At 74.5% G+C, this 24,277-nt stretch carries 24 protein-coding genes; 17 read left to right on the top strand and 7 right to left on the bottom strand.

The genetic code is table 11. The features are described 5' to 3' along the window. Window positions 1-11: 11 nt before the first annotated feature. Entirely contained in the window at window positions 12-1,034 is a 1,023-nt protein-coding gene (locus tag AB0637_RS05965; protein WP_366170302.1) for an ABC transporter substrate-binding protein, read from the bottom strand. A gap of 220 nt (window positions 1,035-1,254) precedes the next feature. On the opposite strand from AB0637_RS05965, the gene corA reads away from it, so the two are divergent. Then, complete coding sequence (corA, locus tag AB0637_RS05960; RefSeq protein ID WP_366170518.1) at window positions 1,255-2,286, top strand: magnesium/cobalt transporter CorA; 1,032 nt, start codon at window positions 1,255-1,257, stop codon at window positions 2,284-2,286. A gap of 145 nt (window positions 2,287-2,431) precedes the next feature. Here the strand turns inward: corA and purU are convergent, their stop codons facing one another. Beyond that, entirely contained in the window at window positions 2,432-3,289 is an 858-nt protein-coding gene (gene purU / locus AB0637_RS05955) for a formyltetrahydrofolate deformylase (RefSeq protein WP_366170300.1), read from the bottom strand. A gap of 23 nt (window positions 3,290-3,312) precedes the next feature. On the opposite strand from purU, the gene AB0637_RS05950 reads away from it, so the two are divergent. The 7 genes from AB0637_RS05950 (at window position 3,313) to AB0637_RS05920 (ending at window position 10,408) form a co-directional block, all read left to right on the top strand. Further along, window positions 3,313-4,446 (top strand): isochorismate synthase, encoded by a 1,134-nt coding sequence (locus AB0637_RS05950; RefSeq protein ID WP_366170298.1) that lies wholly within the window; start codon window positions 3,313-3,315, stop codon window positions 4,444-4,446. 180 nt (window positions 4,447-4,626) lie between these two features. Beyond that, window positions 4,627-5,934 (top strand): serine hydroxymethyltransferase, encoded by a 1,308-nt coding sequence (gene glyA / locus AB0637_RS05945; protein WP_366170296.1) that lies wholly within the window; start codon window positions 4,627-4,629, stop codon window positions 5,932-5,934. After that, complete coding sequence (locus tag AB0637_RS05940; protein ID WP_366170294.1) at window positions 5,931-6,818, top strand: bifunctional methylenetetrahydrofolate dehydrogenase/methenyltetrahydrofolate cyclohydrolase; 888 nt, start codon at window positions 5,931-5,933, stop codon at window positions 6,816-6,818. Before glyA ends, AB0637_RS05940 begins: the two co-directional genes overlap by 4 nt. A 47-nt stretch (window positions 6,819-6,865) precedes the next feature. Beyond that, window positions 6,866-7,690 carry an exodeoxyribonuclease III gene (locus AB0637_RS05935; RefSeq protein ID WP_366170292.1) on the top strand — a complete coding sequence of 275 codons (825 nt, stop codon included), beginning with the start codon at window positions 6,866-6,868 and terminating at the stop codon, window positions 7,688-7,690. Window positions 7,691-7,804: 114 nt separating this feature from the next. Then, window positions 7,805-8,710 carry a heavy metal-binding domain-containing protein gene (locus AB0637_RS05930; RefSeq protein ID WP_366170290.1) on the top strand — a complete coding sequence of 302 codons (906 nt, stop codon included), beginning with the start codon at window positions 7,805-7,807 and terminating at the stop codon, window positions 8,708-8,710. 103 nt (window positions 8,711-8,813) lie between these two features. After that, complete coding sequence (locus AB0637_RS05925) at window positions 8,814-9,587, top strand: heavy metal-binding domain-containing protein (RefSeq protein WP_366170516.1); 774 nt, start codon at window positions 8,814-8,816, stop codon at window positions 9,585-9,587. Further along, window positions 9,581-10,408 carry a hypothetical protein gene (locus AB0637_RS05920; RefSeq protein ID WP_366170288.1) on the top strand — a complete coding sequence of 276 codons (828 nt, stop codon included), beginning with the start codon at window positions 9,581-9,583 and terminating at the stop codon, window positions 10,406-10,408. The genes AB0637_RS05925 and AB0637_RS05920 overlap by 7 nt, the downstream gene beginning before the upstream one ends. 92 nt (window positions 10,409-10,500) lie before the next feature. On the opposite strand, the gene AB0637_RS05915 is transcribed toward AB0637_RS05920, so the two are convergent. Further along, window positions 10,501-11,820, bottom strand: a complete 1,320-nt coding sequence (locus AB0637_RS05915) for an NAD(P)/FAD-dependent oxidoreductase (protein WP_366170286.1) — start codon at window positions 11,818-11,820, stop codon at window positions 10,501-10,503. A 100-nt stretch (window positions 11,821-11,920) separates the two neighbouring features. Between AB0637_RS05915 and AB0637_RS05910 the strand changes: the two genes are divergently transcribed. The 4 genes from AB0637_RS05910 to AB0637_RS05895 are packed head-to-tail and all read left to right on the top strand — an operon-like array spanning window position 11,921 to window position 15,391. Further along, the gene (locus AB0637_RS05910; protein WP_366170284.1) at window positions 11,921-12,856 is read left to right on the top strand and encodes an ABC transporter ATP-binding protein; all 936 of its coding nucleotides are present in this window, start codon (window positions 11,921-11,923) and stop codon (window positions 12,854-12,856) included. Further along, a complete protein-coding gene (locus AB0637_RS05905; protein WP_366170282.1) occupies window positions 12,853-13,731 on the top strand; it encodes a hypothetical protein in 879 nt (292 codons plus the stop codon). The genes AB0637_RS05910 and AB0637_RS05905 overlap by 4 nt, the downstream gene beginning before the upstream one ends. Next, window positions 13,728-14,666 (top strand): ABC transporter ATP-binding protein, encoded by a 939-nt coding sequence (locus AB0637_RS05900; RefSeq protein WP_366170280.1) that lies wholly within the window; start codon window positions 13,728-13,730, stop codon window positions 14,664-14,666. The genes AB0637_RS05905 and AB0637_RS05900 overlap by 4 nt, the downstream gene beginning before the upstream one ends. Further along, complete coding sequence (locus AB0637_RS05895) at window positions 14,663-15,391, top strand: ABC transporter permease subunit (protein WP_366170278.1); 729 nt, start codon at window positions 14,663-14,665, stop codon at window positions 15,389-15,391. Before AB0637_RS05900 ends, AB0637_RS05895 begins: the two co-directional genes overlap by 4 nt. Before the next feature lie 26 nt (window positions 15,392-15,417). Here the strand turns inward: AB0637_RS05895 and AB0637_RS05890 are convergent, their stop codons facing one another. Next, the gene (locus tag AB0637_RS05890) at window positions 15,418-15,876 is read right to left on the bottom strand and encodes a hypothetical protein (RefSeq protein ID WP_366170276.1); all 459 of its coding nucleotides are present in this window, start codon (window positions 15,874-15,876) and stop codon (window positions 15,418-15,420) included. Between the two features lie 134 nt (window positions 15,877-16,010). Between AB0637_RS05890 and AB0637_RS05885 the strand changes: the two genes are divergently transcribed. Beyond that, complete coding sequence (locus AB0637_RS05885; RefSeq protein ID WP_366170274.1) at window positions 16,011-17,189, top strand: histidine kinase; 1,179 nt, start codon at window positions 16,011-16,013, stop codon at window positions 17,187-17,189. 26 nt (window positions 17,190-17,215) lie between these two features. Further along, window positions 17,216-17,869 carry a response regulator transcription factor gene (locus AB0637_RS05880; RefSeq protein WP_366170272.1) on the top strand — a complete coding sequence of 218 codons (654 nt, stop codon included), beginning with the start codon at window positions 17,216-17,218 and terminating at the stop codon, window positions 17,867-17,869. Between the two features lie 396 nt (window positions 17,870-18,265). Here AB0637_RS05880 and galK read toward each other — a convergent pair whose 3' ends face one another. Genes galK through AB0637_RS05865 form a run of 3 tightly spaced genes read right to left on the bottom strand, consistent with a single transcriptional unit; the run spans window position 18,266 to window position 21,443 of the window. Then, window positions 18,266-19,495, bottom strand: a complete 1,230-nt coding sequence (gene galK / locus AB0637_RS05875; protein ID WP_366170270.1) for a galactokinase — start codon at window positions 19,493-19,495, stop codon at window positions 18,266-18,268. Further along, on the bottom strand, window positions 19,492-20,592 hold the full coding sequence (galT, locus tag AB0637_RS05870; RefSeq protein ID WP_366170514.1) for a galactose-1-phosphate uridylyltransferase: 1,101 nt from the start codon (window positions 20,590-20,592) through the stop codon (window positions 19,492-19,494). Before galT ends, galK begins: the two co-directional genes overlap by 4 nt. A gap of 41 nt (window positions 20,593-20,633) precedes the next feature. Beyond that, on the bottom strand, window positions 20,634-21,443 hold the full coding sequence (locus AB0637_RS05865; protein WP_366170268.1) for a DeoR/GlpR family DNA-binding transcription regulator: 810 nt from the start codon (window positions 21,441-21,443) through the stop codon (window positions 20,634-20,636). A 104-nt stretch (window positions 21,444-21,547) separates the two neighbouring features. Between AB0637_RS05865 and trpS the strand changes: the two genes are divergently transcribed. Genes trpS through AB0637_RS05850 form a run of 3 tightly spaced genes read left to right on the top strand, consistent with a single transcriptional unit; the run spans window position 21,548 to window position 24,248 of the window. After that, the gene (gene trpS, locus AB0637_RS05860) at window positions 21,548-22,609 is read left to right on the top strand and encodes a tryptophan--tRNA ligase (RefSeq protein WP_366170266.1); all 1,062 of its coding nucleotides are present in this window, start codon (window positions 21,548-21,550) and stop codon (window positions 22,607-22,609) included. Beyond that, complete coding sequence (locus AB0637_RS05855; protein ID WP_366170264.1) at window positions 22,606-23,163, top strand: 2'-5' RNA ligase family protein; 558 nt, start codon at window positions 22,606-22,608, stop codon at window positions 23,161-23,163. The genes trpS and AB0637_RS05855 overlap by 4 nt, the downstream gene beginning before the upstream one ends. 14 nt (window positions 23,164-23,177) lie before the next feature. Further along, window positions 23,178-24,248 (top strand): YihY/virulence factor BrkB family protein, encoded by a 1,071-nt coding sequence (locus tag AB0637_RS05850; protein ID WP_366170262.1) that lies wholly within the window; start codon window positions 23,178-23,180, stop codon window positions 24,246-24,248. Window positions 24,249-24,277: the final 29 nt, after the last annotated feature.

Below are 24,277 nucleotides of genomic sequence, written 5' to 3'. Positions count from 1 at the left end.
CCGGCACGGGCCTACCCGACGACGCGTTCGAGCTCCTCGAGCACGATCCGCGCGGCCGTCGGGCCCGTGTTGAGGAAGAACGCGTCGTCGTCGACCTGGACGGCCCGGCCCGCGCGGACCGCGCCGAGGTCGCCCCAGGTCGGCAGCGACGTCAGTTCCGCGGCGTCGCCGCCCTGGACGCCGAAGAGCAGGTGGTCGGCGTCGGCGAGGTCGAGCTGCTCCGCGCTGAGGTCGCGGGACGTGTCGTCGGTGAAGCTCTGGGCCGGCGGCCGGGCCAGCCCCGCGTCCTCGGCGACGGACCCGCTGAAGGAGGCGACCCCGAAGACGCGGACGCGGTCGCCGTTGCGGCGCAGGAACGACACGGTGGGGGAGGGGTCCGGGGCGAGCGCCGCCGCGCGTCCGTGCTGCTCGTCCAGCCACGACTGCGCCCGCTGCCGCAGACCCAGTCCGTCGGCCAGCAGCAGGAGGTCCTGCTTCCAGCGCAGCCCCGTGCCCTGCGTGACCACGGTCGGCGCGATCGCCTGCAGCGCAGCGAGGACGTCGCCGTCCTTGGCGCTCGCGTTCACCAGCACGAGGTCGGGGGCCAGAGCCGCGACGGCCTCGAGGTTCGGTTCCGTGCGCGTCCCGAGGTCGGCGACGGCGTCCAGGGCGGCGGCGTCCGCGGGGAAGCGGTCCCGCAGGTACCCCGGGACGCGGCCGGCCCCGTCGCCGGCGGTCGCACCGACCGGGACGACGCCCAGCGTCAGCGCCGCGTCCATCTGCCCGGTGGAGATGACGACCACGCGGGTGGGGCGCGCGGGGACCGTCGTCGACCCCGCGGCGTGCACGACCGTGCGTGGGAAGACCCCGTCGTCCCGGCCGCTGCCCCAGCCGGCGGGCAGCTCCCGGGGCGTCACCCAGGAGCTCTCGGCCACCGGGGCGCTGGACGTCACGGGCGTGGCGGGGGCGTCGCCGGCGGAGGCGCCGGAACACCCGGTCAGGAGGAGGCCGGCCCCGGCTCCGAGGAACAGGCGGCGGTCGAGGCGTGCGATCACGAGGAGAGGCTAACCTCACCCGCCGCGGGGAAGGGGCGAGGCGGGGACACCGGGGGCGAGGGACCCGTCACACTGGACCGGTCCCGCGCCGCACCGACGCCCCGCACCCCCAGGGAGGTTCCCCATGCCCCGACGCCGTCTGCCGTTGCCGTCGATGGGACGTCGCGGCATGGCCCCGTCCCGCAACCTGGCCCAGGACGGGGCGATCCCGACCGTCGCCATGACGCGCGGCAGCAGCCTCATCGACAGCGGGGTCTACGCCGACGGGCACCGCGTGGTGTCCCCGACCGACCTCGTGAGCACCGTCGCGGCGCTGCGGGAGGAGGAGGGGCGCGTCGCCTGGATGGGGTTGTACCGCCCCGCGGCGGAGGAGCTGAACTCCCTCGCGGCCGAGTTCGACCTGCACGAGCTGGCCGTCGAGGACGCCGTCCTGGCCCACCAGCGGCCCAAGCTCGAGCGGTACGGCTCGACCCTGTTCGTCGTGCTGCGCGCGGCCCGGTACGTGGACGAGACCGAGGAGGTGGAGTTCGGCGAGCTGCACCTGTTCATCGGCGCCGACTTCGTGCTCACCGTCCGGCACGCGGAGTCCCCGAGCCTGGCCGAGGTGCGCAAGCGCATGGAGGCCGATCCCGACCTGCTGCGGCTGGGCACCGAGGCGATCCTGTACGCCATCCTCGACGCCGTCGTCGACGGCTACCTGCCGGTCCTGAAGGGGCTGGAGAACGACATCGACGAGATCGAGACGCAGGTCTTCAGCGGCGACCCCACCGTCTCGCGGCGCATCTACGAACTGTCGCAGGAGGTCTCCGACTTCCAGCGGGCCGTCACGCCCCTGACCGCGATCCTCACCGGCCTCACCGGGGGTTTCCAGAAGTACCGCGTCGACGAGGAGCTGCAGCGCTACCTGCGCGACGTCGCCGACCACGTCACCGTCGCCGTCGAGCGCATCGAGAACTACCGCAGCCAGTTGCGCGACATCCTCACCGTGAACGCGACCCTCGTCGGGCAGCGGCAGAACGAGGAGATGCAGGCCATGACCGAGGCGAGCTTCGCCCAGAGCGAGGAGGTCAAGAAGATCTCCTCCTGGGCGGCGATCCTCTTCGCGCCCAGCCTCGTCGGCGGCGTCTACGGCATGAACTTCACGCACATGCCCGAACTGCAGTGGCGGTACGGCTACCCGCTGGCGCTGCTGCTCATGCTCGGCCTCAGCGTCACGCTGTACGTCATCTTCAGGCGGCGCGGCTGGCTGTAGCCCGCCGGGCCCGACGCGGGCCGGCTGCGCGTCGCGGGGTGGGGATCGTTGAACCCTCGCTCTCGATGAACGACAGCGAGGGCCCCACGATCCGGCCCCCGAGCGCGCGAGGCGCGACGCAGGGTGACGTGCGGTGAGCGGCGGGTCAGCGGAAGACGACGGTGCGGTTCCCGTCGAGCAGCACGCGCTGCTCGGCGTGCCAGCGCACGGCGCGGGCCAGCGTCCGCGCCTCGACGTCCTGCCCGAGCCGGACCAGCTCGGCCGCCGTCGCGCGGTGGTCGACGCGTTCGATCTCCTGCTCGATGATCGGCCCCTCGTCGAGGTCGGCCGTCACGTAGTGCGCCGTCGCCCCGATGATCTTCACCCCGCGCGCGTGCGCCTGGTGGTAGGGACGGGCGCCCTTGAAGCTGGGCAGGAACGAGTGGTGGATGTTGATGGCGCGCCCCGACAGGCTGCGGCACAAGTCGTCCGAGAGCACCTGCATGTACCGGGCGAGGACGACGAGCTCGGCGCCGAACTCCTGCACGAGGTCCAGCAGGCGGGCCTCGCCGGCGGCCTTGGACGCCGCGTCCCCCGTCACGACGGGCACGTGGACGAAGGGGATGCCGTAGAACTCCGCCAGCGGCGCGAGGTCGGTGTGGTTGGACACCACGGCGCGGATGTCGACGGGCAGGTGCCCCGAGCGGTGCCGGAACAGCAGGTCGTTCAGGCAGTGGCCCTGCTTGGAGCACATGACGAGGGTCGGCAGCGGCTCGTCGGCGGCCGACAGCGTCCACGCGAGGTCGAAGCGGTGGGCCACGACCTCGAGGTTGGCGCGCAGCGCCTCCTCGCTCGCGGTCGCGTCGAAGGCGACCCGCATGGTGAACAACCCGGTGTCCGGGTCGCCGTACTGCTGGCTCTCGGTGATGTTCGCGTCGAGCGCGACGAGGGCTCCCGTCACCGCGTGGACGATGCCGGGACGGTCGGGGCAGGACAGGGTCAGGACCCTCGGACGCGGTGTCACACGGGGAAGCCTAGGGTGGCGCCGTGGCAGAACCCGAAGCGGTAGCACTGGCCGTGCGCGCGGGCGCCACCGTCTTCTCCGGCGAGAAGTCGACGCTCGTGCAGACCGGCCCCCGCCCCCTCGTCCCCGGCGGCTCGGGCCTGGAGCAGCTGCGCCGCACCACCGCCGCCCTCGACGGGGCCGACGCCGGCGTCATCGCGGCCGGTGCGGTGCCCTTCGACCTCGCGGCCCGCGGGGCCCTGCGCCTCGGCCTCGCGGAACGCACACCGGGCCCGCTGCCCCTCCCCCTGGCCGGCTCCTCCCGGCCGTCCACGGTGGCCCGAAGCCGTCCCGTGCCCTCGCCCGCGGGGTACGCCGACACCGTCCGCGCCGGTCTGGCCCGCATCCACGCGGGGGACCTGCAGAAGGTCGTGCTGGCCCGCACCCTGGAGCTGGAGGCGCTCGACGACTGGTCGGTGCCGGACCTGCTGGCCGCGCTCAGCGGACGCAACCCGGCCGCCACCGCGCTCGCCGTGCCCCTCGACGACCCCGCCGACGCCCGGGGGCGCTGGCTCGTCGGTGCCAGCCCGGAGCTGCTGCTGCGCCGACGGGGGCCGAGCGTGCTGCTGCGTCCCCTGGCCGGTTCCATCGCCCGTTCCCCGGAGCCGGACGAGGACATGCGCCGGGCCGACGCGCTCATGGCCTCCGACAAGGACCGCCGCGAGCACCGGTTCGTCGTCGACGCCGTGGTCGAGTCGCTCGCCCCGTTCTGCCGCCAGGTGAACGCCCCCGAGCCCGAGCTCGTCGCCACCCCCGCGGTCTGGCACCTCGCGACGCGCATCACGGCGCTGCTCAACGACACCGACACGACGTCGGTCGACCTCGTCGCCGCGCTGCACCCGACCCCGGCCGTCGGCGGCTCCCCTCGGGCCGCCGCGCTCGACGTCATCCGCGAGGTCGAGGGCCTGGACCGCGGCTGCTACGCCGGGGCCGTCGGCTGGCAGGACGTGCACGGCGACGGCGAGTGGGTCGTCGCGGTGCGCTGCGCCGAGGTGCAGGGGCGGACGCTGCGGATCTTCGCGGGCGCCGGCATCGTCGACGGTTCCGACCCGGACGCCGAGGTCGCCGAGACCGCGGCGAAGATGCGCACCGTCCTGGACGCGGCCATCGCGCGCTGATCCGGTGACGGCATCGCTCGGCGCCGTGTCCCTGGGCTAACCTGGCCGGGCCGCGACTGGCGTCGAGGTGGGTCACCACCGGGGAGCGGCAACGGGCCCTGCGTGCTGGGGTCCGCCGTTCACGGGGTCGTCCGCCTGGGCTCCGCGTCGCCACCACCGCCCGCCGTACGAGGAGCGACCGTGACCGACGTCCAGCCCATCCGCAGCACCGGCACGTCCGGTGTGACCGACCGTCCCCTCGCCGAGGTGGACCCCGAGATCGCCGCCGTGCTCGACGCCGAGCTCGGCCGTCAGCGCGACACCCTCGAGATGATCGCGAGCGAGAACTTCGCGCCGCGCTCGGTGCTCGAGGCGCAGGGGTCCGTCCTGACGAACAAGTACGCCGAGGGCTATCCCGGCAAGCGCTACTACGGCGGCTGCGAGCACGTCGACGTGGCCGAGGAGCTCGCCCGCACCCGCGCCAAGGACCTGTTCGGCGCCGAGCACGCCAACGTGCAGCCGCACTCCGGCGCCACCGCGAACGCGGCCGCCATGCACGCCTTCATCCGCGGCGGCGACGGCATCCTGGGCCTGGAGCTGGCCCACGGCGGCCACCTCACGCACGGCATGAAGATCAACTTCTCCGGCCGCATGTACGACGTGTCGTCCTACGGCGTGGACCCGCAGACGTTCCGCGTCGACATGGACGTCGTGCGGGCCACCGCGCTGCAGGCCCGTCCCAAGCTCATCATCGCCGGCTGGTCGGCCTACCCCCGCCAGCTCGACTTCGCCGCGTTCCGCGAGATCGCCGACGAGGTGGGCGCGCACCTCATGGTCGACATGGCCCACTTCGCGGGCCTCGTCGCCGCGGGTCTGCACCCCTCGCCGGTCCCGCAGGCCGACGTCGTCACCTCCACGGTGCACAAGACGCTCGCGGGGCCGCGCTCCGGCCTCATCCTCACGCGTCAGGAGTTCGCCAAGAAGGTCGACTCCGCGGTGTTCCCGGGCCAGCAGGGCGGCCCGCTCATGCACGTCATCGCGGCCAAGGCCGTCGCCTTCAAGGTGGCCGGCTCGGAGGAGTTCGCCGAGCGCCAGCGCCGCACCCTCGAGGGTGCGCGGATCGTCGCCGAGCGCCTCACCGCGCCCGACGTCGCCGAGGCCGGCGTGTCCGTCCTCACCGGCGGCACCGACGTCCACCTCGTCCTGGTCGACCTGCGGGACAGCAAGCTCGACGGCCAGCAGGCCGAGGACCGGCTGCACGAGGTCGGCATCACCGTGAACCGCAACGCCGTGCCGTTCGACCCGCGGCCGCCGATGGTGACCTCCGGGCTGCGCATCGGCACCCCGGCCCTGGCCACGCGCGGTTTCGGCGCGGCCGAGTTCACCGAGGTCGCCGACGTCATCGCGCAGGCCCTCAAGCCCGAGTTCGACGCCGACGCGCTGCGCGCCCGGGTCGCCAAGCTCACGGCGGAGTTCCCGCTGTACCCCTCGAACCAGGGTGTCCTGTGACCGCGGTCGTCCTCGACGGCAAGGCCGCTGCGGCGGCGGTGAAGGCGGACCTCGCCGAACGCGTCGCCGTGCTGCGCGCCCGGGGTGTCGTGCCGGGTCTCGGCACGGTGCTCGTGGGCGACGACCCCGGGTCGGCCAGCTACGTGCGCGGCAAGCACCGCGACTGCGCCGAGGTGGGGATCGAGTCGATCCGCGTCGAACTGCCCGCCACGGCGACGCAGGCCGAGATCGAGTCCGAGATCGCCCGGCTCAACGCCGACCCCGCCTGCACCGGGTTCATCGTCCAGCTCCCGCTGCCGGCAGGGATCGACGCCAACCGCGTGCTCGAGGCCGTCGACCCCGACAAGGACGCCGACGGCCTGCACCCGACGAACCTCGGCCGGCTCGTGCTGCGGGTGCGCGAGGAGATCACCTCCCCGCTGCCCTGCACACCGCGGGGGGTCATCGACCTGCTGCTGCGGCACGACGTCCCCCTCGACGGGGCCGAGGTCGTCGTCGTCGGGCGCGGGGTGACGGTCGGCCGCCCGATCGGACTGCTGCTCACCCGGCGGCACCCGAACGCGACGGTGACGTTGTGCCACACCGGGACGAAGAACCTGTCCGAGCACCTGCGGCGGGCCGACGTCGTCGTCGCCGCGGCGGGGGTTCCCGGGCTCGTGACGAAGGCGGACGTCAAGCCGGGTGCCGCGGTGCTCGACGTCGGCGTCTCCCGGGTGTTCGACGAGGCCACGGGGAAGAACGTGCTGGCGGGGGACATCGCGCTGGACGTCGCCGAGGTCGCGGGTTTCATGGCGCCCAACCCCGGTGGGGTCGGGCCGATGACGCGCGCGCTGCTGTTGACGAACGTCGTCGAGTCCGCCGAGCGCGCGGCCGGCCTGCGCTGACGCGCTGCCTGACCCCTCGTGTCCGAGGGGTCAGGTAGCTTTCCCGCGTGGCCCCGAGGAAGAAGAAGCTCACCGTCGCGACCGTCAACGTGAACGGGGTGCGCGCCGCGGTCCGCCGCGGGATGCAGCCGTGGCTCGAGTCCCGCGACCCGGACGTCGTGCTGCTGCAGGAGGTCCGCGCCCCCGACGCCGAACTGCGCAAGGCCCTGCCGGGGTTCGAGCACGTGGCGCACACCGAGGCCGCGGCGAAGGGGCGCGCCGGTGTCGCGATCGCGTCGACGCGGGAGTTCTCCGCCGTCCGGATCGGGTTCGCGCACGACCCCCACTTCTCCGACTCCGGCCGCTGGATCGAGGTCGACGTCGACACCGCCGTCGGGCCCGTGACGTTCGTCAGCGCCTACGTCCACTCCGGCGAGGTCGGCACCCCGCAGCAGGACGACAAGTACCGGTTCCTCGACGCCATGGACGTCCGGCTGGCCGAACTCGGGAAGGCCGCGGCCGTCACGGGACGCGAGGCCCTCGTCGCGGGTGACCTCAACATCGGCCACACCGAGCGCGACATCAAGAACTGGAAGGGCAACCGGGGCAAGGCGGGTTTCCTCGAGGACGAGCGCGCCCACTTCGACCACTGGTTCGACGGCCTCGGCTGGGTCGACACCCAGCGCAAGGTCGCCGGCGACGTCGACGGTCCCTTCGCCTGGTGGTCCTGGCGGGGGCAGGCCTTCGACAACGACACCGGCTGGCGCATCGACTACCAGCTCGTGACGCCCGGGCTGGCGGAGCGGTTGCGGACGGTGGAGACCGACCGCGCGCCCAGCTACGCCGAGCGGTTCTCCGACCACGCTCCCGTCGTGGCCGTGTACAGCGCCTGAGGGTTCCCTGCCGCCTGGCTGCCGATCGGCTGGGAGTTCCCGTCGATCCCCTCGGGGTGGGGCTGGGGAGTCCTACGGTGAGGTCATGGCCTCCTGGTCCGTGGTGGCGCTCCCGTGAGCGCGTGGGTGGGTGGGCTGCCGCCGGCGGCAGCCGCCCGTGTCGCGCGCCAGCGGGCGAGCGGCGCCACCGGTTCCTTCCTGTCCGCGCCCGCCGCCGCGGCGGTCGCGGCGGCCGGGCTCGTCCCGGCGGGGGAGGTGTTCGGCTGCCTCGTGCAGAACATCGGCTGGACCGGCGGCCTGTGCGGCAACTGGTCCGGGATGGGCGGGATCGGCCCCGGCGGCTGGGGGTGGACCTCCCCGGTCGTGACGACGGGTGACCCGGGCGGCAACCGCAACGGGTCCGGCCCGTACGTCCGCGCCGTCGAGGGTGCCTGGCACGGGGCGCTGCACCGCATGCTGCTCGAGGCCGCGGCCCTCGAGGCGGACGGTGTCGTCGGCGTCGTCGTCCGCCGTTCCACCCTGCAGGGCACGGCCGTCGAGTTCACCGCCACGGGGACCGCCGTGCGCACCGTCGCCCGCACCGCGCCCCCGCCGACGTCCCCGTGGGCCACCGACCTCACCGCCGAGGACTGCGCCGCGGCCCTGCAGTCCGGCGTCGCCCCCCGCGCCCTCCTGCTGGGCCTGTCCGTGGCCACGAAGCACGAGGACCCGCTGCTCTCCCAGCAGCGGATGAGCTGGAGCGGGCAGGAGGTCGACGGTCTCACCGAACTGGTGACGCGGGCCCGCGCCGACGCCCGTCGCCGCCTGGCCGCGGACGCCCGCCGGCACACCGACGGCGGCGGTCAGGTCGTGGTGAGCGGGATCGGGCTGACGAGCTTCGAGACCGTCTGCAACGGCAACGCGAAGGACCTGCACGCCGAGGCCGTCTTCACCGGAACCCTGCTCCAGCGCGACCCGTCCGCCCGGGCCACCTCCACCGCGGGCCGCCGCGTCCTGACCGTCCTGCCCCTGAACCGCTGACCCTGGAGACCCCGTGACCCCGCCGCCCGACGTCCCGCCGCCCGACGTCCCGCCGCTCGCCGACGTCCACCTGCCCGCCGACGCCCGGGAGCGGCTGGCCGGGATGCGCGGTGACCACGGTCGGGCGCTGTTCACGTCCGACCTGTCCGTCAACGAGTTCCTCCTCGTGCGCGAGGCCGGGTTCCGTCCCGTCGGTCTCGTCCTGGGGTCCAGCGTCTACCACGTGGGTCTGCAGGTGGGCCGGTGGAGCAAGAACATGGAGATGGACAAGCTCACGCAGGCGATGTACCACGCGCGGGAACTGGCGATGACCCGCATGGAGGCCGAGGCCGCCGAACTCGGCGCCGACGGGATCGTCGGGGTGCGCCTGGAGATCGAGTTCAAGGAGTACGGCAACGACATCGCCGAGTTCATCGCCGTGGGCACCGCCGTCGTGGCCGACGCCCCGCCGCCCACGGGGACGTGGCGGACCCACCACGGGCTGCCGTTCACCTCGGACCTGTCCGGCCAGGACTTCTGGACGCTCGTGCAGGCCGGGTACGCGCCGCTGGGGCTCGTCATGGGGACCTGCGTCTACCACATCGCCCACCGCGGGGTGCTGGCCTCGATGAGCACCGTCGGGGCGAACGTCGAGATCGAGCAGTTCACCGAGGCGCTCTACGACGCGCGCGAACTGGCGATGAGCCGGATGCAGGCCGAGGCCGAGCAGTTGCGGGCCGAGGGGATCGTCGGGGTGCAGCTGCTGTCGCTGCCGCACCGCTGGGGCGGGCACACGACGGAGTTCTTCGCGATCGGCACCGCCGTCCGCCCGCTGCGTGCCGACCACACGATCGCGAAACCCTCGCTCGTGCTGCCGCTCACGGACGGTCGGTGGTGACCCCGGCGACCGTGCTCCCCGGGCCGGGGGAGGACCCGGCCGCCTTCCTGGAACGCCTCGCGAGCGCGCTCTCCGCCGCGCTTCCCGACACCGGGGCCCTCACGCTGGAACGGCACCGGTCCGTCGGTGACCGGATCGCCGGGCGCCCCGGGGGGCTGCGCAGCGTGCGCGTGGAACTCCCCGCCGCGGCGCTCACCCTGCGCGCCAACGGCACGGGACTCGCCGCGGGTGTCGAGCGCGTCGTCCGGGGTGTCACCATCGCCCGCCGCGACGTGGCCGTGGGGGAGTTCCTGGAACTGCTCGCGGTGGGCGTCGCGGACGTCACCGCGGCCGCGGCGGGCGACACCGCGGCGGCGGCCCGGGCCCTCGTGGCCCTGGGGTTGTCGCCGCGCGCCGACGTCCTGCGGGTCGAGGAGGCCGACCCCGTCGAGAGCCTGCGGTCGCTGCCGGCGCGCGCGGCGGACCTGCTGCCCGCGGCCGCCGCCACCCTGGTGGCCCGGATCGCCGAACTCCTCGCCGACACTCTCACCCGCACCGCGCAGGGCTCCGACGCCCGCCTCGCCGTCGAGCGGACGGCCGTGCACTACCTCCCCGACACCCTCCGCGCCTTCGCCGTGCTGCCGCCGGACTGGGCCGGCCGCGCCGACGTCGCCGGGGCGCGCACCCCGGAGGAGTTGCTGCAGGACCAGCTCACCGTGCTCCTCGACGCGGTCACCGCGATGCACGACGCCGCCGTCCGGCAGGACGCGTCCGCGCTCGTCGTCAACGGGTTGTTCCTGCGAGACCGGTTCGCCGTCTCGAGCCTCGACCTCGGGGACTGACCCTGCTCGATCGGTACGTTCCGACCCGTCCAGCGCAGGTGGGTGGGTCGGAACGTACCGATCGAGAGCGGCGTGGCAGTCGTCCGTACACCTCAGCCGCGCAGCTCCTCCAGCGCGGGGAAGATGGCCTCCGACCACGTCGGGAACGCGCGCACGTGGTGCCACAGGAGGTCGACGTCGAGGCGGGCGCGGACGGCGAGGGCGAGTTCGGCGCCCCAGGAGTCCGCGGCGGGCCCGACGCACGCCGCACCGACGAGGACGCCGGCCTCGTCGGCGAACAGCTCGACCGCCCCGGTGACGGACCGGCCCTCGGAGAGCTCGACGAGGGTGGCGCGTTCCACCTCCCCGACGTCGAAGCGCGCCGACCGGGCGCCGGAGGTGACGCCGACCGAGAACACGGCCGGGTCGGTGTAGACGGCACGGGGGACTGCGGAGTAGTCGGCGTCCCGGCCGTGGCCCAGGAGTTCCCCGACGACGGTGCGGGCCTGGTGGTTGGCGGTGTGGGTGTAGTCGGCGATCCCCGTCACGTCACCGACGGCGAACAGGCCCTCCACGGGGCCGTCGTCACCGACCACGCGGCAGCGGGCGTCGGTGCGCAGCGCGCCCTTCCCGGTCAGCCAGTCGGACGGGAACCCGAACCCCTCGGTGACGGGTGTGCGACCCGTCGCGAGGAGCAACCGGTCGAACGGCAGCGAGGCGCCGGACTCCAACCGGAGGACACCGCCCTCCACGGCGGCCGCCGGGTCGCCCGTCCGGACGTCGACGCCGTCCGCGGTCAGCGCCTGCGCCAGCACGTCGCCGACCCACGACGGTTCGCGGGAGAGCAGGTGCGGGCCGCGCTGCACGAGGGTCACCGCGCTCCCCAGCCCGCGGTAGGCCTGCGCGAGTTCGACGGCCACCGGACCGCCCCCGAGGACGACGAGGCGGTGCGGCAGTTCCGTCGCGGCCAGCGCCTCCTCCGACGTCCACGTCGCGGCGCCGTCGAGCCCGGGCAGCGGGGGGCGCACCGAGGCGCTGCCCGTGCCGACGACGACGTGCGCGGCCTCGACGGTGCGCCTTCCGCCCTCGTGGAGCTCGACGTCCACCCGACCGGGGGCGATGCGGGTCGCCGAGCCGCGCACCACCTCCACCCCGTCGTCCACGAGCTGGGCCGCGGCGCCGGCGTCGTCCCGGTGGGAGGCGGCCTCGTCGCGCACGGCGCGGGCGGCCACCCAGGACAGTCCGGCGCGGGCCGACAGCAGGAGGGACTTCGCCGGGACGCAGGCGAGGAACGGGCAGAACCCGCCGACGTACCCGCGTTCGACGAGCACGACGCGCCGGCCGGCCTGCGCCAGCTGCTGGGCGACCATCTTCCCGCCGGAACCCGACCCCACGACCACGACGTCGGCAGGACCCGGGATGGCTGTGCTCACCCTGTGATGGTTCCCGAAGGATTGACGCGCCGCGCGTCGAAGGGGGGACGCTGCGGACACCTGGGAGTGCTCTGATGGTCGGGTGGATGGTCCTGCGGGGTTGAGACACCCGGTTCTCGAATGCGTCGACGTCGGCAAGCGCTTCGGTGCGGTGCAGGCCCTCGACGGCCTCACGATGTCGCTGGGCGCCGGTGCGACCGGGTTGCTCGGCGCCAACGGGGCGGGCAAGTCGACGCTCCTGCGCACCGCGCTGGGCCTGACCCGGCCCGACCGCGGCACGGTGCGGATCCTCGGCCTCGACACCGTCCGGGAACGCTCGGAGGTGCGGCGCCGGGTGGGTTTCATGCCCGAGCACCCGTGCCTGCCGAACGACATGTCGGCGCAGGACGTCTGCGTCTCCCTCGCCCGGATGCGCGGGCTCGGTCGTCGGGACGCGGTGCGCCGCACCAGCGAGGTGCTGTTCGCGGTTGGCCTGGAGGAGGAACGGCGCCGTCCCGTCGGCAGCTACTCCCTCGGCATGCAGCAGCGGACGAAACTCGCCCAGGCCCTCGTCCACGGGCCCGACGTCGTCCTGCTCGACGAACCCACCTCGGGGTTGGACCCGGCGGGTCGGGAGGAGATGCTCGCCATCGTCCGCAGGCTCTCCACCGAACTCGGCATCCGCGTCGTGGCGAGTTCGCACGTCCTGGACGACATCGAGCGTACGTGCGACGAGGTCGTCGTCCTGCGCTCGGGAACCCTCGCCGCGCAACGTCCGGTCGTCGTGGGCCACGACCCGTCGGGGCCGGCGGAACTGCGCGTCAGCGGGGACGTCGGGGCGTTCGCCGCGGCCCTGGAACCCCGCGTCGCGCCGTTCGGGGTGACGCTGGCGCCCACCCCCACCGGGGACATCGGGTTGAGTTCCAGCCCGGACGCGGCCCTGGACGCGGTGCGGGACCTCGCCGCGGAGCTCGGCGTCGGGCTGGAACGCCTCGCGCCGGCCGCGCGAGGGCTCGAGGACGTGGTCGTCGACGCGATGGCAGGGGGCACCCGGTGACCGAGGGGAACCTCCAGCAGGGCCCGCGCGCCGTCCTGCACGACATCCGGTACTCCCGGTTCGCCGGCCAGCTGCGGCCGCGTCGCGCGGCCGTCGGGTCGTTCGTCGCCAGCGGGATCCGCCGCCCGCTCGGCCTGCGGCGCAGCGCGAGCGCGAAGATCTGGCCGTTCCTGCTGCTGGCCGCGGCGTACCTGCCCTCGCTCGCCGTCGTCGCGGTCCCGCTGCTCGTCCCCGCCGTCCGCCTGCAGCCGACGGACCTCATCGACTACCCGCAACTGCTGACGACGAACTCCGTCGTGCTGCTGGCGTTCGTGGCGACGTCGATCCCGTCGATGCTCACGCGGGACCGGCGCGACCGCGTGCTGTCCCTGTACTTCGCGACGGCGCTGTCGTGGCTGGAGTACGTCCTGGGGGTCGTGCTCTCGGCCCTCGCCCTGCTCGCGCTCATCGTGCTCGGGCCGATGCTCGTCCTGTTCGTCGGCTCGATCGCGACGGCGGAGGCGCCCGGGACGTGGTTCGCCGACAACGTCGGCGACCTGCCGCGCATCGTCGCAGCCGCCGCGGTCGTCGTCCTGTTCCACACCGCGCTGTCCCTGGCCATCGGGTCGCTGACCGCGAAGCGGGTGTTCGCCGTCGGCGGGTACCTCGCGGTGGTCCTCGTCGGACCGGCCCTCACGGGGGTCGTCGCGGCCGTCACGGGTGAGGACTGGCCCCTCTCGCTCGACCCGTCCAGCGGTCCGATCCGGCTCGCCACCACCTTCATCGGCGGCGGCCTCGGGGACCCGGGCGCCCTCGCCTGGGTCGTGTGGACCGTCGTCGTCGTCGGGGGTCTCGGGGTCCTCGCCGGCCGCTACGCGAAGGGGGGCGACGCGTGAGCGCCGTCGAGCTGACCGGGGTCAGCAAGTGGTTCGCCGACACCGTGGCCCTGTCCGACGTGAGCTTCGCGCTCGGCGCCGGGGTGACGGGTCTGCTCGGGCACAACGGCGCCGGGAAGTCGACGGCCCTGCAACTGCTGGCCGGGGCGACGCGCCCGAGCCAGGGGACCGTGCGGGTGCTGGGGCTGGACCCGCACGCCGACCCGGCCGTCCACCGGGGCCTGGGGATCGTCGCGGACGGCGAGGCCACCTGGGCCCACGCGAGCGCCCGCACGCAGGTCGAGTTCCTCGCCCGCCAGCGCGGCGTCGCCGACCACCGGGGTGCGACGGCCGCGGTGCTGGAGCGGGTGGGGCTGACCCACGCCGCGGACCGCCGCGTCGGCGGGTTCTCCAAGGGGATGCGGCAGCGGGTCAAGCTGGCGCAGGCCCTCGTCCACGACCCCCAGGTGCTGCTGCTCGACGAACCGCTCAACGGGCTCGACCCGGCCCAGCGGCGCGCCGACGTCGACCTGCTCGCCGCGCTGGGCCGCGAGGGCCGGACGGTCCTCGTGAGTTCGCACGTCCTGTCCGAGGTGGAGCGGATGGCCGAGCGCGTCCTCGTCGTCGTCAACGGCCGGCTCGTGGCCGAGGGCGAACCGGCGGGCATCCGGGAACTGCTCGTCGACCGCCCGCTCACCGTGCGGCTCGAGGGCGACCGGGTGCTGGAACTGGCGGGCACGTTGCTGGCCGAGGGGCTCGTGGAGTCCGTGCGCCGCGAGGGGGGCGGCCGGCCGGGGGTCCTCGTCGAGGCGCCCCGTGCGGTCACGCTGGCCGAGGCCGTGCCGCGGCTGGCGCGCGAGTGCGGGACGACGTTGCGCCGCGTCGAGGGCGTCGGGGAGGACCTGGAGAGCGTGTTCGCGCACCTGGTGCGGGCCGCGAGAGGAGCGGGACGATGAGCACGACCCTGTACGGGTTCTCCCTGCGGGGCATCCTGTTCCGCGGCCGGACGGCGGGTTTCGCGGCGCTGCCGCTGGCCGTGGCGGTCGTCGTCGGCGTCGTCATCGCCATCACGAGCGTGCCCAACCGCTACGGCGTGCAGAACACCTTCACGGGGAACCTGCTGACGGGCCTGGTCATCCCGATCGTCGCGCTCGTCCTGGCCATCGGGGCCTTCGGGGACGAACGGGACGCTCGCACGCTGCCGCTGCTGCGGGCCGTCGCGCGGCCGCGCTGGCACACCGTGCTCGCGCGGTTCGCCGCGGCGTGGACGGCCACGGTCGTCGTCGTGCTGCCGGCCGCCGTGGCCTGCGCGGTGCTGGGGATCTCGGTGAACCAGCCCGTCGGACGGGTCGTCGGGGGCGTGGCCCTCGCGACGGTCCTCACGGCGGGGGCGTACTGCTCGGTGTTCGTGCTGCTGTCGCTGCTCACCCGTCGTGGACTGCTGGCCGGGCTCGCGTACGTCGTGCTGTGGGAGACGTTCCTCGCCGGGTTGGCCCCGGCGCTGCGCGGGTTGTCGATCGGTTCGTACGGCCGGCGCGTCGCCTCGCTGGCGATCCCCGGTGACGTCCCGCTCGGCACGGTGTCCTCGCTCGGGGTCGCCGGGGCGACCGCGGTCCTCGCGGGGATCACGGTGGTCGCGGTCGCCCTGTCGGCGGTCCGGTTGCAGCGCATGGACGTCTGAAGCACTCGGGCGGTCGGGTCGGGCGGTCAGCGGACGGCCAGGGGGCGGCCGGTCCGGACGGCGACGACGGCGGACTCGGCGAGCAACGACAGGCCGAGGGCGAAGAGGACGGACTGGCCCACGGTCGTCGACGCGACGCCGAGCGAGACCGCGCCTGCGTCCACCCCGAGGCGCAGCACGACGAGCAGCGCCAGGAGGCCGAAGCAGGCCGGACCCCAGCTGCTCATGAGCCGGCCCTGGACGTGCTGGAGGCGGACGAGGGCCCCGCGCGCCGCTCCGAGCCCCAGGCCGAGGCAGGCGGTGAGGACGAGGAACGCCGCCGTCGGTGCGTCCAGCACGGTGCTGCGCAGCAGGACCAGGCCCACGAAGGTCAGCAGGAGCGGCTTGCGCAGCGACTCCTCCGCGACCGGCTTCGGGCGGGAGCGCCGGACGAGGAGGAGGGCGACGACGGCGAGGGCGGCGAGGACGGAGACGAGAGTGCTCATGGGGACGACCTTCCGCCGCGGGCACCCCCCGGCGGATCGGCCCGCGGGTCGGTCCCGGGTGGAGAGCGGGTGGAGACGGCCGTGCAGCCGGGGGTTGAGGACGCGCCCCCGCTGCGCCGCCTAGGGTTCCGGGCGTGGGGGACCGGGTGGTGGAACGAGTGCGCCAGGCGTGGCGGCGGACGACCGTTCCGCTGCGCGTGGTCGAACTGCTGGTCGCCCTCGTCGTGCTGCTGACCCCCTGGGGTCGCCCTGCCCTGACCTGGTGGCCGCTCCTGCTCCTGCTGAGCGCCGCGTGGGTCGCGTGGACCGTCGCCGACCCGTTCTCGATGCGCGGCATGGACCCGCTGCAGGGCCGGCGGCGCGTCGTGGTCGTCGTGCTGCTGGCGGTCGTGGCGCTGAGCGCCTCCGTCGTCACGGCCAGCACCGAGGTCGGCTGGGTGTTCGCCCTCGCCATCGTCGCCGCGGTCGCCGGCGGCCGTGACACGGGGATCGTGGGCGGTGCCGTCGTGTTCCTCGCGGGGACCGCGGGTGTCCAGCTCGGGCTCCTCGGGGCGGGCGGCACGACGTGGTCGGCGGTCCTGGGCTACCCGGCCGGGTTGCTGTCCGCCGTCCTGGGCGGGGTGCTGCGCGCCATGCGCCGCGACAAGGAGGAGCAGTCCCGCCGGCTCCTCACCGAACAGGCCCGCGGCGCGGCCCTGGCCGAGCGCTCCCGCATCGCGCGGGAGGTGCACGACGTCCTCGCCCACTCCCTGGGCGGTCTCGCGATCCAGCTCGAGGTCGCCGACGCGCTCCTGTCGGGGGACGGGGACCTCGACGAGCGCCGCCGCGCGGCCGTCCTGCAGCGCGTGCGGACCGCCCACGACCTCGCGACCGCCGGGTTGGAGGACACCCGGCGCGCGGTGCACGCGCTGCGCGTCGACGCCCCGCCGCTGCCGGACTCCCTCGCCGCGCTGGCCGCCGGGGCGCGGGAGAACGGCACCGAGGTGAGCCTGCGGGTCGAGGGTCGCCCCAGGCCGCTGGGGGCGGGGGAGGTGGCGCTCCTGCGGACCGCGCAGGAGGCCCTCGTCAACGCCGCGAAGCACGCACCCGGGGCGCCCGTGACCCTCGAGCTGTCCTACCGGGACGCCGACACCGAACTCGTCGTCACCGACGGGGGTGCGCGCCGGGACACCTCGCCGCCCGGGTCGCTGCGGACCGTGGACGGCGGGTACGGGCTGGCGGGGCTGCGGGAACGTCTGGAACTGGCGGGCGGGTCGCTCGCGGCCGGTCCGCACGGGACGGGCTGGCGGGTCACGGCCCGGGTCCTGCTCTGAGCGCGCCGGTGCGGGAGGATCCGTCCGTGAGCGCCCCGGACGTCCTGCGCGTCGTCGTCGCCGACGACCAGACCATCGTGCGCGACGGGCTCGTCGCCCTCCTGGACCTGCTGCCGGAGTTCGAGGTCGTCGGGACGGCCGGGGACGGGGCCGAGGCCGTCGCCCGGGTCGCCGACCTCGCCCCCGACGTCGTCCTCATGGACCTCGGGATGCCCGGGGTGGACGGGGTCGAGGCCACCCGGCGGCTGACCGCCGAGCACCCGGACACCGCCGTCGTCGTCCTGACGACCTACGCCGACGACGCCTCGATCCTCGGTGCGCTGCAGGCGGGAGCGCGCGGCTACCTCACGAAGAGCGCGGGTCGCGCCGACATCGCCCGCGCCCTGCAGGCGGCCGCGGCCCGGCAGGTCGTGCTCGACGCCGGCGTCCAGGCCCGGTTGCTGCAGGCCGCGGGGAACCCGGCGCCACCGCCCGCCGCCGACCTACCGGACGGGCTCACCGAACGGGAGGCGGAGGTCCTGCGGCTCATCGCCCGCGGGTTGTCGAACCAGGACGTCGCGCGCGAGCTGTTCGTCTCCGTCGCGACCGTCAAGACGCACGTCAACCACCTGTTCGCCAAGACCGGGTCGCGCGACCGGGCGCAGGCGGTCGCGTACGCGCACGCTCGCGGACTGGTCTGACGTCCTGCCCGACGTCCCAGGTGAAGGCGCCGTCGGGGGACAGGTCGGGGGTGAGGACGAGCCGCCAGGCAGCCGGGTCCGGGGGTGGCGGTCCGGGGTCGACCGCGTGCGCGAGCAGCCACCGCCGCGACCGGGCCTGCTCGGCCCGCCAGAGCACCCGGTTCCGGTGCCACGCCGCCGCGAGCACCGCACCCGAGGCCGCGACCCCGAGCACCATCCACCCCACCACGAGAGCCGGCACCCGGGCACCCTCGCCCGTCCGCCCCGCTCCCCGGTGAACTCCCGCTGAACACCACCCGACCCCCGGCGGAAGACACTCCCTCCGCCCTCGGAACACGTGTTCCGGGGGCGGAAAGCGTGTCCTCCGCGCGGGGGTCGGGCTCGGTCGGGGGTGGGTCAGAGGTCGCGGGCGGCGCCCTCGGAGGGGAGGGCGGTGAGGAAGCGGGGGGCCCCCAGGCCCTGCTCGGCGAAGGCCGCGGCGACCGCGACGGCGACCTCCTCGACGCGCTCGGTAGCGACCAGCGCGATCGCCGACCCGCCGAAACCGCCCCCGGTCATCCGGGCCCCGAGGGCGCCGTGGGCGCGGGCGACGTCGACGGTGAGGTCGAGTTCGCGGCAGGACACCTCGTAGTCGTCGCGCAGGGAGTCGTGCGAGGCGTCGAGCAGCGGCCCGACCTCGCCCGCGCGCCCGGCCTGCAGGAGCTCGGCGGTGCGGCGCACCCGGTCGATCTCGGTGACGGCGTGCCGGACCCGGCGCACGAGCACCTCACCGTCGGCCTCCGTGCCCAGGCGCTCGAGGGCCGCGTCCAGGGCGGCCTGGTCGACGGCGCGCAGGTTGGGCACCCCCAGCAGGTCCGCGGCGCGTTCGACGTCGGCGCGGCGCTTGCCGTACTCCCCGCCGGCGTGGGAGTGCTCGGCGCGGGTGTCGACGACGAGCAGCGCGAGCCCGGACCCGGCGAGGTCGAGGGCCACCTGCGTCACGGAGTCGTCGTCGGTGTCGAGCAGGATGGCCCCGCCCTCGTGGCAGCGCAGCGACGCGGCCTGGTCCATGCCCCCGGTGTTCGCCCCGGCGACGACGTTCTCCGCGACCTGGCAGGCGCTCGCCAGCCCGGCGCGGCCGGTGTCGTCCAGGGGGAGTTCCACGAGTTCCCCGAGCGCGATCGCGACGGCGCACTCCAGCGCGGCCGACGACGACAGGCCCGAACCGTAGGGGACGTGGCCGTCGACGAGCGCGTCGAAACCCCCGGTCAGCGCGAGGCCCTCGAACCCGCCCCGCAGCAGCGCCCACGGGACCCCCGCGACGTAGGCGGCCCAGCCCGCGGGGGACCCGGCGCCGACCGTGGCGAGCGGGACCTCCACGACCCCGGCGGGTTCCTGCAGCGAGGCGACCCGGACGACGCCGTCGGTGCGCGGCCGCAGCGCGACGAACGTGCGGTGCGGCAGGGCCAGCGGCAGGCAGAGCCCGCCGGTGTAGTCGACGTGCTCGCCGATGAGGTTCACCCGCCCGGGGGCCGACCAGACGCCCTCGGGGTCGGTGCCGTACGCCGTGCGGAACTCCTGCGCCAGGTGCTGCGCGGTCGTCGCGCGCTCGGGGGCGTGGAAGAACTCGGTGCCGGGGGTGCTCATCGGGAAACCTCGCGCAGTCGGGCCGCCACCTTCTCAGGTGTCGTGTCGTTGATCCATGCCGCCATCGCCGACTCCGAGCCGGCGAGGAACTTCACCTTCCCCGGACCCCGCAGGACGGAGAACACCTGCAGGTGCAGGCGGAACTCCTCGCGGCCCTCGCGGACGGGGGCCTGGAACCAGCCCGCGATGTACGGCAGCGGGTGCTCGTCGGGGTAGTAGCGGTCGAGGCGGCCCAGGAGGTCGAGGTAGGCGCCGACGAGGTCGGCGCGTTCCTCCTCGGTGAGGGAGGGCAGGTCCGGGACGTCGCGGTGCGGGGCGAGGTGGACCTCGACGGGCCAGCGCGCGGCCGCCGGGACGTAGGCCGTGAAGTGCTCGGTCTCGAACACGACCCGGTGCCCGGCGCGGCGTTCGGCGTCCAGGACGTCGCGGAACAGGTTGCGGCCCGTGGCCTCCCGGTGCTCACGGGCGCGGCGCAGCATGCTCTGCGTCTTCGGCGTCACGTAGGGGTAGCCGTAGATCTGCCCGTGGGGGTGGGGGAGCGTCACGCCGATCTCGGCGCCGCGGTTCTCGAACACGAACACCTGCTCGACGCCCTCGGTCGCGCCGATCTCCTCGGTGCGGTCGATCCACGCCTCGAGCACCGTCCGCGCCCGGTGCGGGTCGAGCGTCGCGAACGACCCGTGGGTGTCGGAGGTGAAGCAGACGACCTCGCACCGGCCCGCGGCGGCCCGCGTCGGCCACAGCTCCTCGCCGTCGACGAAGGAGGCCTCGCCGCCGATGCGGTTCGAGAACGAGGGGAACCGGTTCTCGAACGCCACGACGTCGTAGCTGGAGTCGGCGATCTCGGTGGGGAAACCCCCGGGGACGGTGGGGGCCAGCGGGTCCTGGTCCGGCGGGGGCATGAGGGTGCGGTCGTTGCGGTGGGAGGCCATCGCGATCCAGTCGCCCGTCAGCGGGTCGAACCGCACCTGGGACCCGCCGCGCACGGTCTCCTCGGCCGGCGGCAGCGGCCGGTGGTCGACGGCGTCGCGGACGCGCTCACCGGACAGCCAGGGTTCGGTGTCGTCGAAGTAGACGAGTTCGCGGCCGTCGGCCATCCAGGTCGACGTCTTGCGGAACGGGTGGGTCGTGGGTCCTGTCACGGGTGGTCCTCCGGGTCGAGCGGGTCGTGGTCGGGGCTGCTGGGGCGGGCGAGGACGAGTTCGCCCACGTGCTCGGCGAGGGCCGCGCGGTCGTCGGGGTCGAGGCCGTCGTCGGTGACGAGGACGTCGACGGCGTCCAGGGGGGCGAACGAGGCGAGCCCGACGACGCCGAGCTTGGAGGTGTCGGCCACGACGACCACGCGCGCCGCGCAGGCCATGAGGGCGCGGTTGGTGTCGGCCTCGAGCAGGTTCGGCGTCGTCAGGCCCGCGCCGACGTCGAGGCCGTGGACGCCGAGGAAGAGCACGTCGACGTGCAGCCCGGCGAGCCCGGCGTGCGCGACGGGCCCGACGAGCGCATCGGAGGGGGTGCGCACCCCGCCGGTGAGCACGACCGTGCGCCCCGACCCCGGCTCGTGCAGGACGTCGGCCACGCGGGGGGAGTTCGTCACGACCGTGAGGTCGGGCACGGCGCGCAGCTGCGCGGCGACGGCGACGGTCGTCGTCCCCGCCGACAGCGCGACGGAGGCGCCGGCGTCGGCGAAGCGGACCGCGGCGCGCGCGACGGCCTCCTTGGCGGCGGTGCGCAGCGTCGACTTGGCGGCGAACCCCGGCTCCTCGCTGGAGCGGCCGACCGCGGCGGCGCCGCCGTGGACGCGGGCGACGAGACCCTGGCGCGACAGCTCGCCGATGTCGCGGCGGACGGTCATCTCGGACACGCCGAGCCGCTCGACGAGGTCGGCGACGCGGACGCCCCCGTGCGCGCGGACGGCGTCGAGGATGAGCTCCTGCCGCTGGTGGGCCAGCACCGTCCGAGCATGACCGGGCGCCCGTGCAGAGTCAACCAGAACCGAACAGAACCGCACAGGAGGCGGCGACACCGAGCGCGGCCGGCTGCTGGCAGGATGGAGGCATGGCGCAGGGAACCAGCACGGACGCAGCCACCACCCAGGGTGCGGGGGGCCGTCCGCGCCTGCTGTCCGGCATGCAACCCACGTCCGGCTCGCTGCACCTCGGCAACTACCTCGGCGCCCTCAAGCAGTGGGTCGCCCTGCAGGAGACGCACGACGCGCTCTACTGCGTCGTCGACCTGCACGCGCTCACGGTCTCCCCGGACCCGGCCGAGCTGCGCGAGCGCACCCGCTGGACCGCGGCGCAGTACATCGCCGCGGGCATCGACCCCGAGCGCTCGGCCCTCTTCGTCCAGAGCCACGTGCCCGCGCACGCCCAGCTCGCGTGGGTGCTCTCGTGCCTCACGGGCTTCGGCGAGGCCAGCCGCATGACCCAGTTCAAGGACAAGTCGGCCAAGCAGGGGTCGGACGCCACGACCGTCGGGCTGTTCACCTACCCCGTCCTCATGGCCGCCGACATCCTGCTCTACCAGGCCGCCGAGGTCCCGGTCGGTGAGGACCAGCGCCAGCACCTGGAGCTCACGCGCAACCTCGCCCAGCGCTTCAACTCCCGCTTCGGCGAGACCTTCGTCGTGCCCGAACCCTTCATCCCGAAGGAGACGGCGAAGATCTTCGACCTGCAGGACCCGACGGCGAAGATGAGCAAGTCCTCCTCCTCGCCCAACGGCATCGTCGACGTCATGGACGACCCGAAGGCGACCGCGAAGAAGATCCGCTCGGCCGTCACCGACACCGGCCGCGAGGTGCTCTTCGACCCGGCCGAGAAGGCCGGCGTCTCCAACCTGCTGTCGATCCACTCCGCGCTGTCGGGTCGTTCGATCGCCCAGCTCGAGACCGACTTCGCCGGGCGCGGCTACGGGGACCTGAAGAAGGAGCTCGCCGAGGTCGTGACCGACGCGCTCGCGCCGGTGCGCACCCGCACGCTGGAGCTCATGGCCGACCCCGGGGCCCTCGACGAGCTGCTGGCCCGTGGCGCGGACCGCGCGAACGAGATCGCCGAGCAGACGCTGGCCACCGTCCACGAGCGCGTGGGCCTGGTGGCGCGGGCGGGCGGACGCCGGTGAGCTCACCAACCACCGCGGCGCGCCCGTCGGGGGAGGGGACGACCCAGGTCATCGGGGTGTCCATCCCCGTGCCGGACCCGCACGCCGCCGAGCTGACGGCCTGGCGCGAGGACTTCGGGGACCCGCTCGCTCGGTCCATCCCGCCGCACATCACGCTGCTGCCGCCGTTCCCGCTCCCGCCCGGGGACCTGGCCGCCGCGCGCGACCACCTCGAGGCGACCGCCGCGGCCGGTGCCCCCTTCGACGTGCACCTGCGGGGCACCGCGACGTTCCGCCCGGTCTCGCCCGTCGTCTTCGTCCAGCTGGCCCGCGGCATCTCCGAGTGCGAGCTGCTGCAGGCCGCGATCCGGACCGGCCCGCTGGCCGCGGAGATCACGTTCCCCTTCCACCCGCACGTCACCGTGGCCCACGACGTCGACGAGGCGTCGCTCGACCGCGCCGAACTCGTGTTGCGCGACTGGGAGGCGACCTTCACCGTGAAGGGGTTCAGCCTCTACGAGCACGGCGCCGACGGCGTCTGGCGGCCACGGGAGGACTTCACCTTCCAGCAGTGAGGGGAGCCCCGGCCGTGAGTGGCGCCGTGGACCAGGCCAAGAGCGCCGTCAGCACGGTCCAGCACTCGTTCCCCCTGCGCGCCTACCAGCGCTACGGCAAGGCGCGGGGGAACGTCCTCGCGGGCGGCATCGCCTACTTCGCCTTCTTCTCGATCTTCCCGGCGCTCATCGCCGCGCTGACCATCGTCGGCTTCCTCATGCAGGGCATCCCCGAGGTGCGCGACTACGTCGTCCGCAACCTCGTCTCCGGGGTCAACGCCTACGTCCCGGACCTGCTGCACCCGGGGCAGGAGCCGGCGGGCGGGGCCGCCCAGGCCAACGGCATCTACATCGACCAGTACCTCACGGGCTCGACGCTGACGTGGGCCCTCGTCGTCTCCGTCGTCACGGGTCTGCTCACCGGCCTGGGCTGGATCGACGGCATGCGCCAAGGAGTGCGGGCCGTCTTCGGCGAGGACGCCGGCGGGGGCAACGTCGCGGTCGTCAAGCTGCGCGACCTCGGCGGCATGTGCGTCATCGGCTTCGGGGTCCTGCTCTCGGTCCTGTCCGTGGTCGCCACCAACGCGGCGGGCGGGTTCCTGCTCGACCTGCTGGGGTTCGACCCCTCGACGTGGTCGAAGGTGCTGCTCGCGGTCCTGGGGTTCGCCGTCTCCTTCGTCATCGACACCCTCACGTTCCTCGTGGTGTTCCGGGTGCTGCCGGGGGCGGACGTCCCGGTGCGGGACCTGCTGCAGGGCGCCGTCGTCGGTGGGGTCGGCATCGGGATCCTCAAGCAGTTCGGTGCGACCATCGCCGGGCGCAGCGCCGACGGCGGCGGGGCGTTCGTCGGGTCCGCGGTGACGCTCGTCGTGCTGCTCGTCCTCATGAACCTCATCGGCCGCCTCGTCCTGCTCGCGGCGTCCTGGGCGGCGCAGCGCGCGGAGGACGCCGGGTCGCTGCACCCCGACCTCATGGCCCAGGCCCGGCTCGTCGTCCCGCTGGGCCCCGAGGAGCCCGAGCGGCACGAACGGCGGCTGCCCTTCGTCTCGGGGCTGGTCGTCGGCGCGGTGTCGGCGGTGGCGCTGCGGCGGGTCGGCCGGCGCTGACGCACAGGCGCGGGTGGGATGATCGCGCC

Source organism: Kineococcus sp. NPDC059986, from assembly GCF_040702905.1.
Taxonomy (GTDB): Bacteria; Actinomycetota; Actinomycetes; order Actinomycetales; family Kineococcaceae; genus Kineococcus.
The sequence above is the reverse complement of the archived record's forward strand: the minus strand, read 5'-3'. Positions and strand labels throughout refer to the sequence as shown.

Coding starts and splice junctions, on each gene's coding strand:
- corA (WP_366170518.1), top strand. CDS start 1,255: ATGACGCGCGGCAGCAGCCTCATCGACAGCGGGGTCTACGCCGACGGG.
- AB0637_RS05925 (WP_366170516.1), top strand. CDS start 8,814: ATGCGCGGTGACCACGGTCGGGCGCTGTTCACGTCCGACCTGTCCGTC.
- AB0637_RS05895 (WP_366170278.1), top strand. CDS start 14,663: ATGAGCACGACCCTGTACGGGTTCTCCCTGCGGGGCATCCTGTTCCGC.
- AB0637_RS05890 (WP_366170276.1), bottom strand. CDS start 15,876: ATGAGCACTCTCGTCTCCGTCCTCGCCGCCCTCGCCGTCGTCGCCCTC.
- galK (WP_366170270.1), bottom strand. CDS start 19,495: ATGAGCACCCCCGGCACCGAGTTCTTCCACGCCCCCGAGCGCGCGACG.
- galT (WP_366170514.1), bottom strand. CDS start 20,592: ATGGCCGACGGCCGCGAACTCGTCTACTTCGACGACACCGAACCCTGG.
- trpS (WP_366170266.1), top strand. CDS start 21,548: ATGGCGCAGGGAACCAGCACGGACGCAGCCACCACCCAGGGTGCGGGG.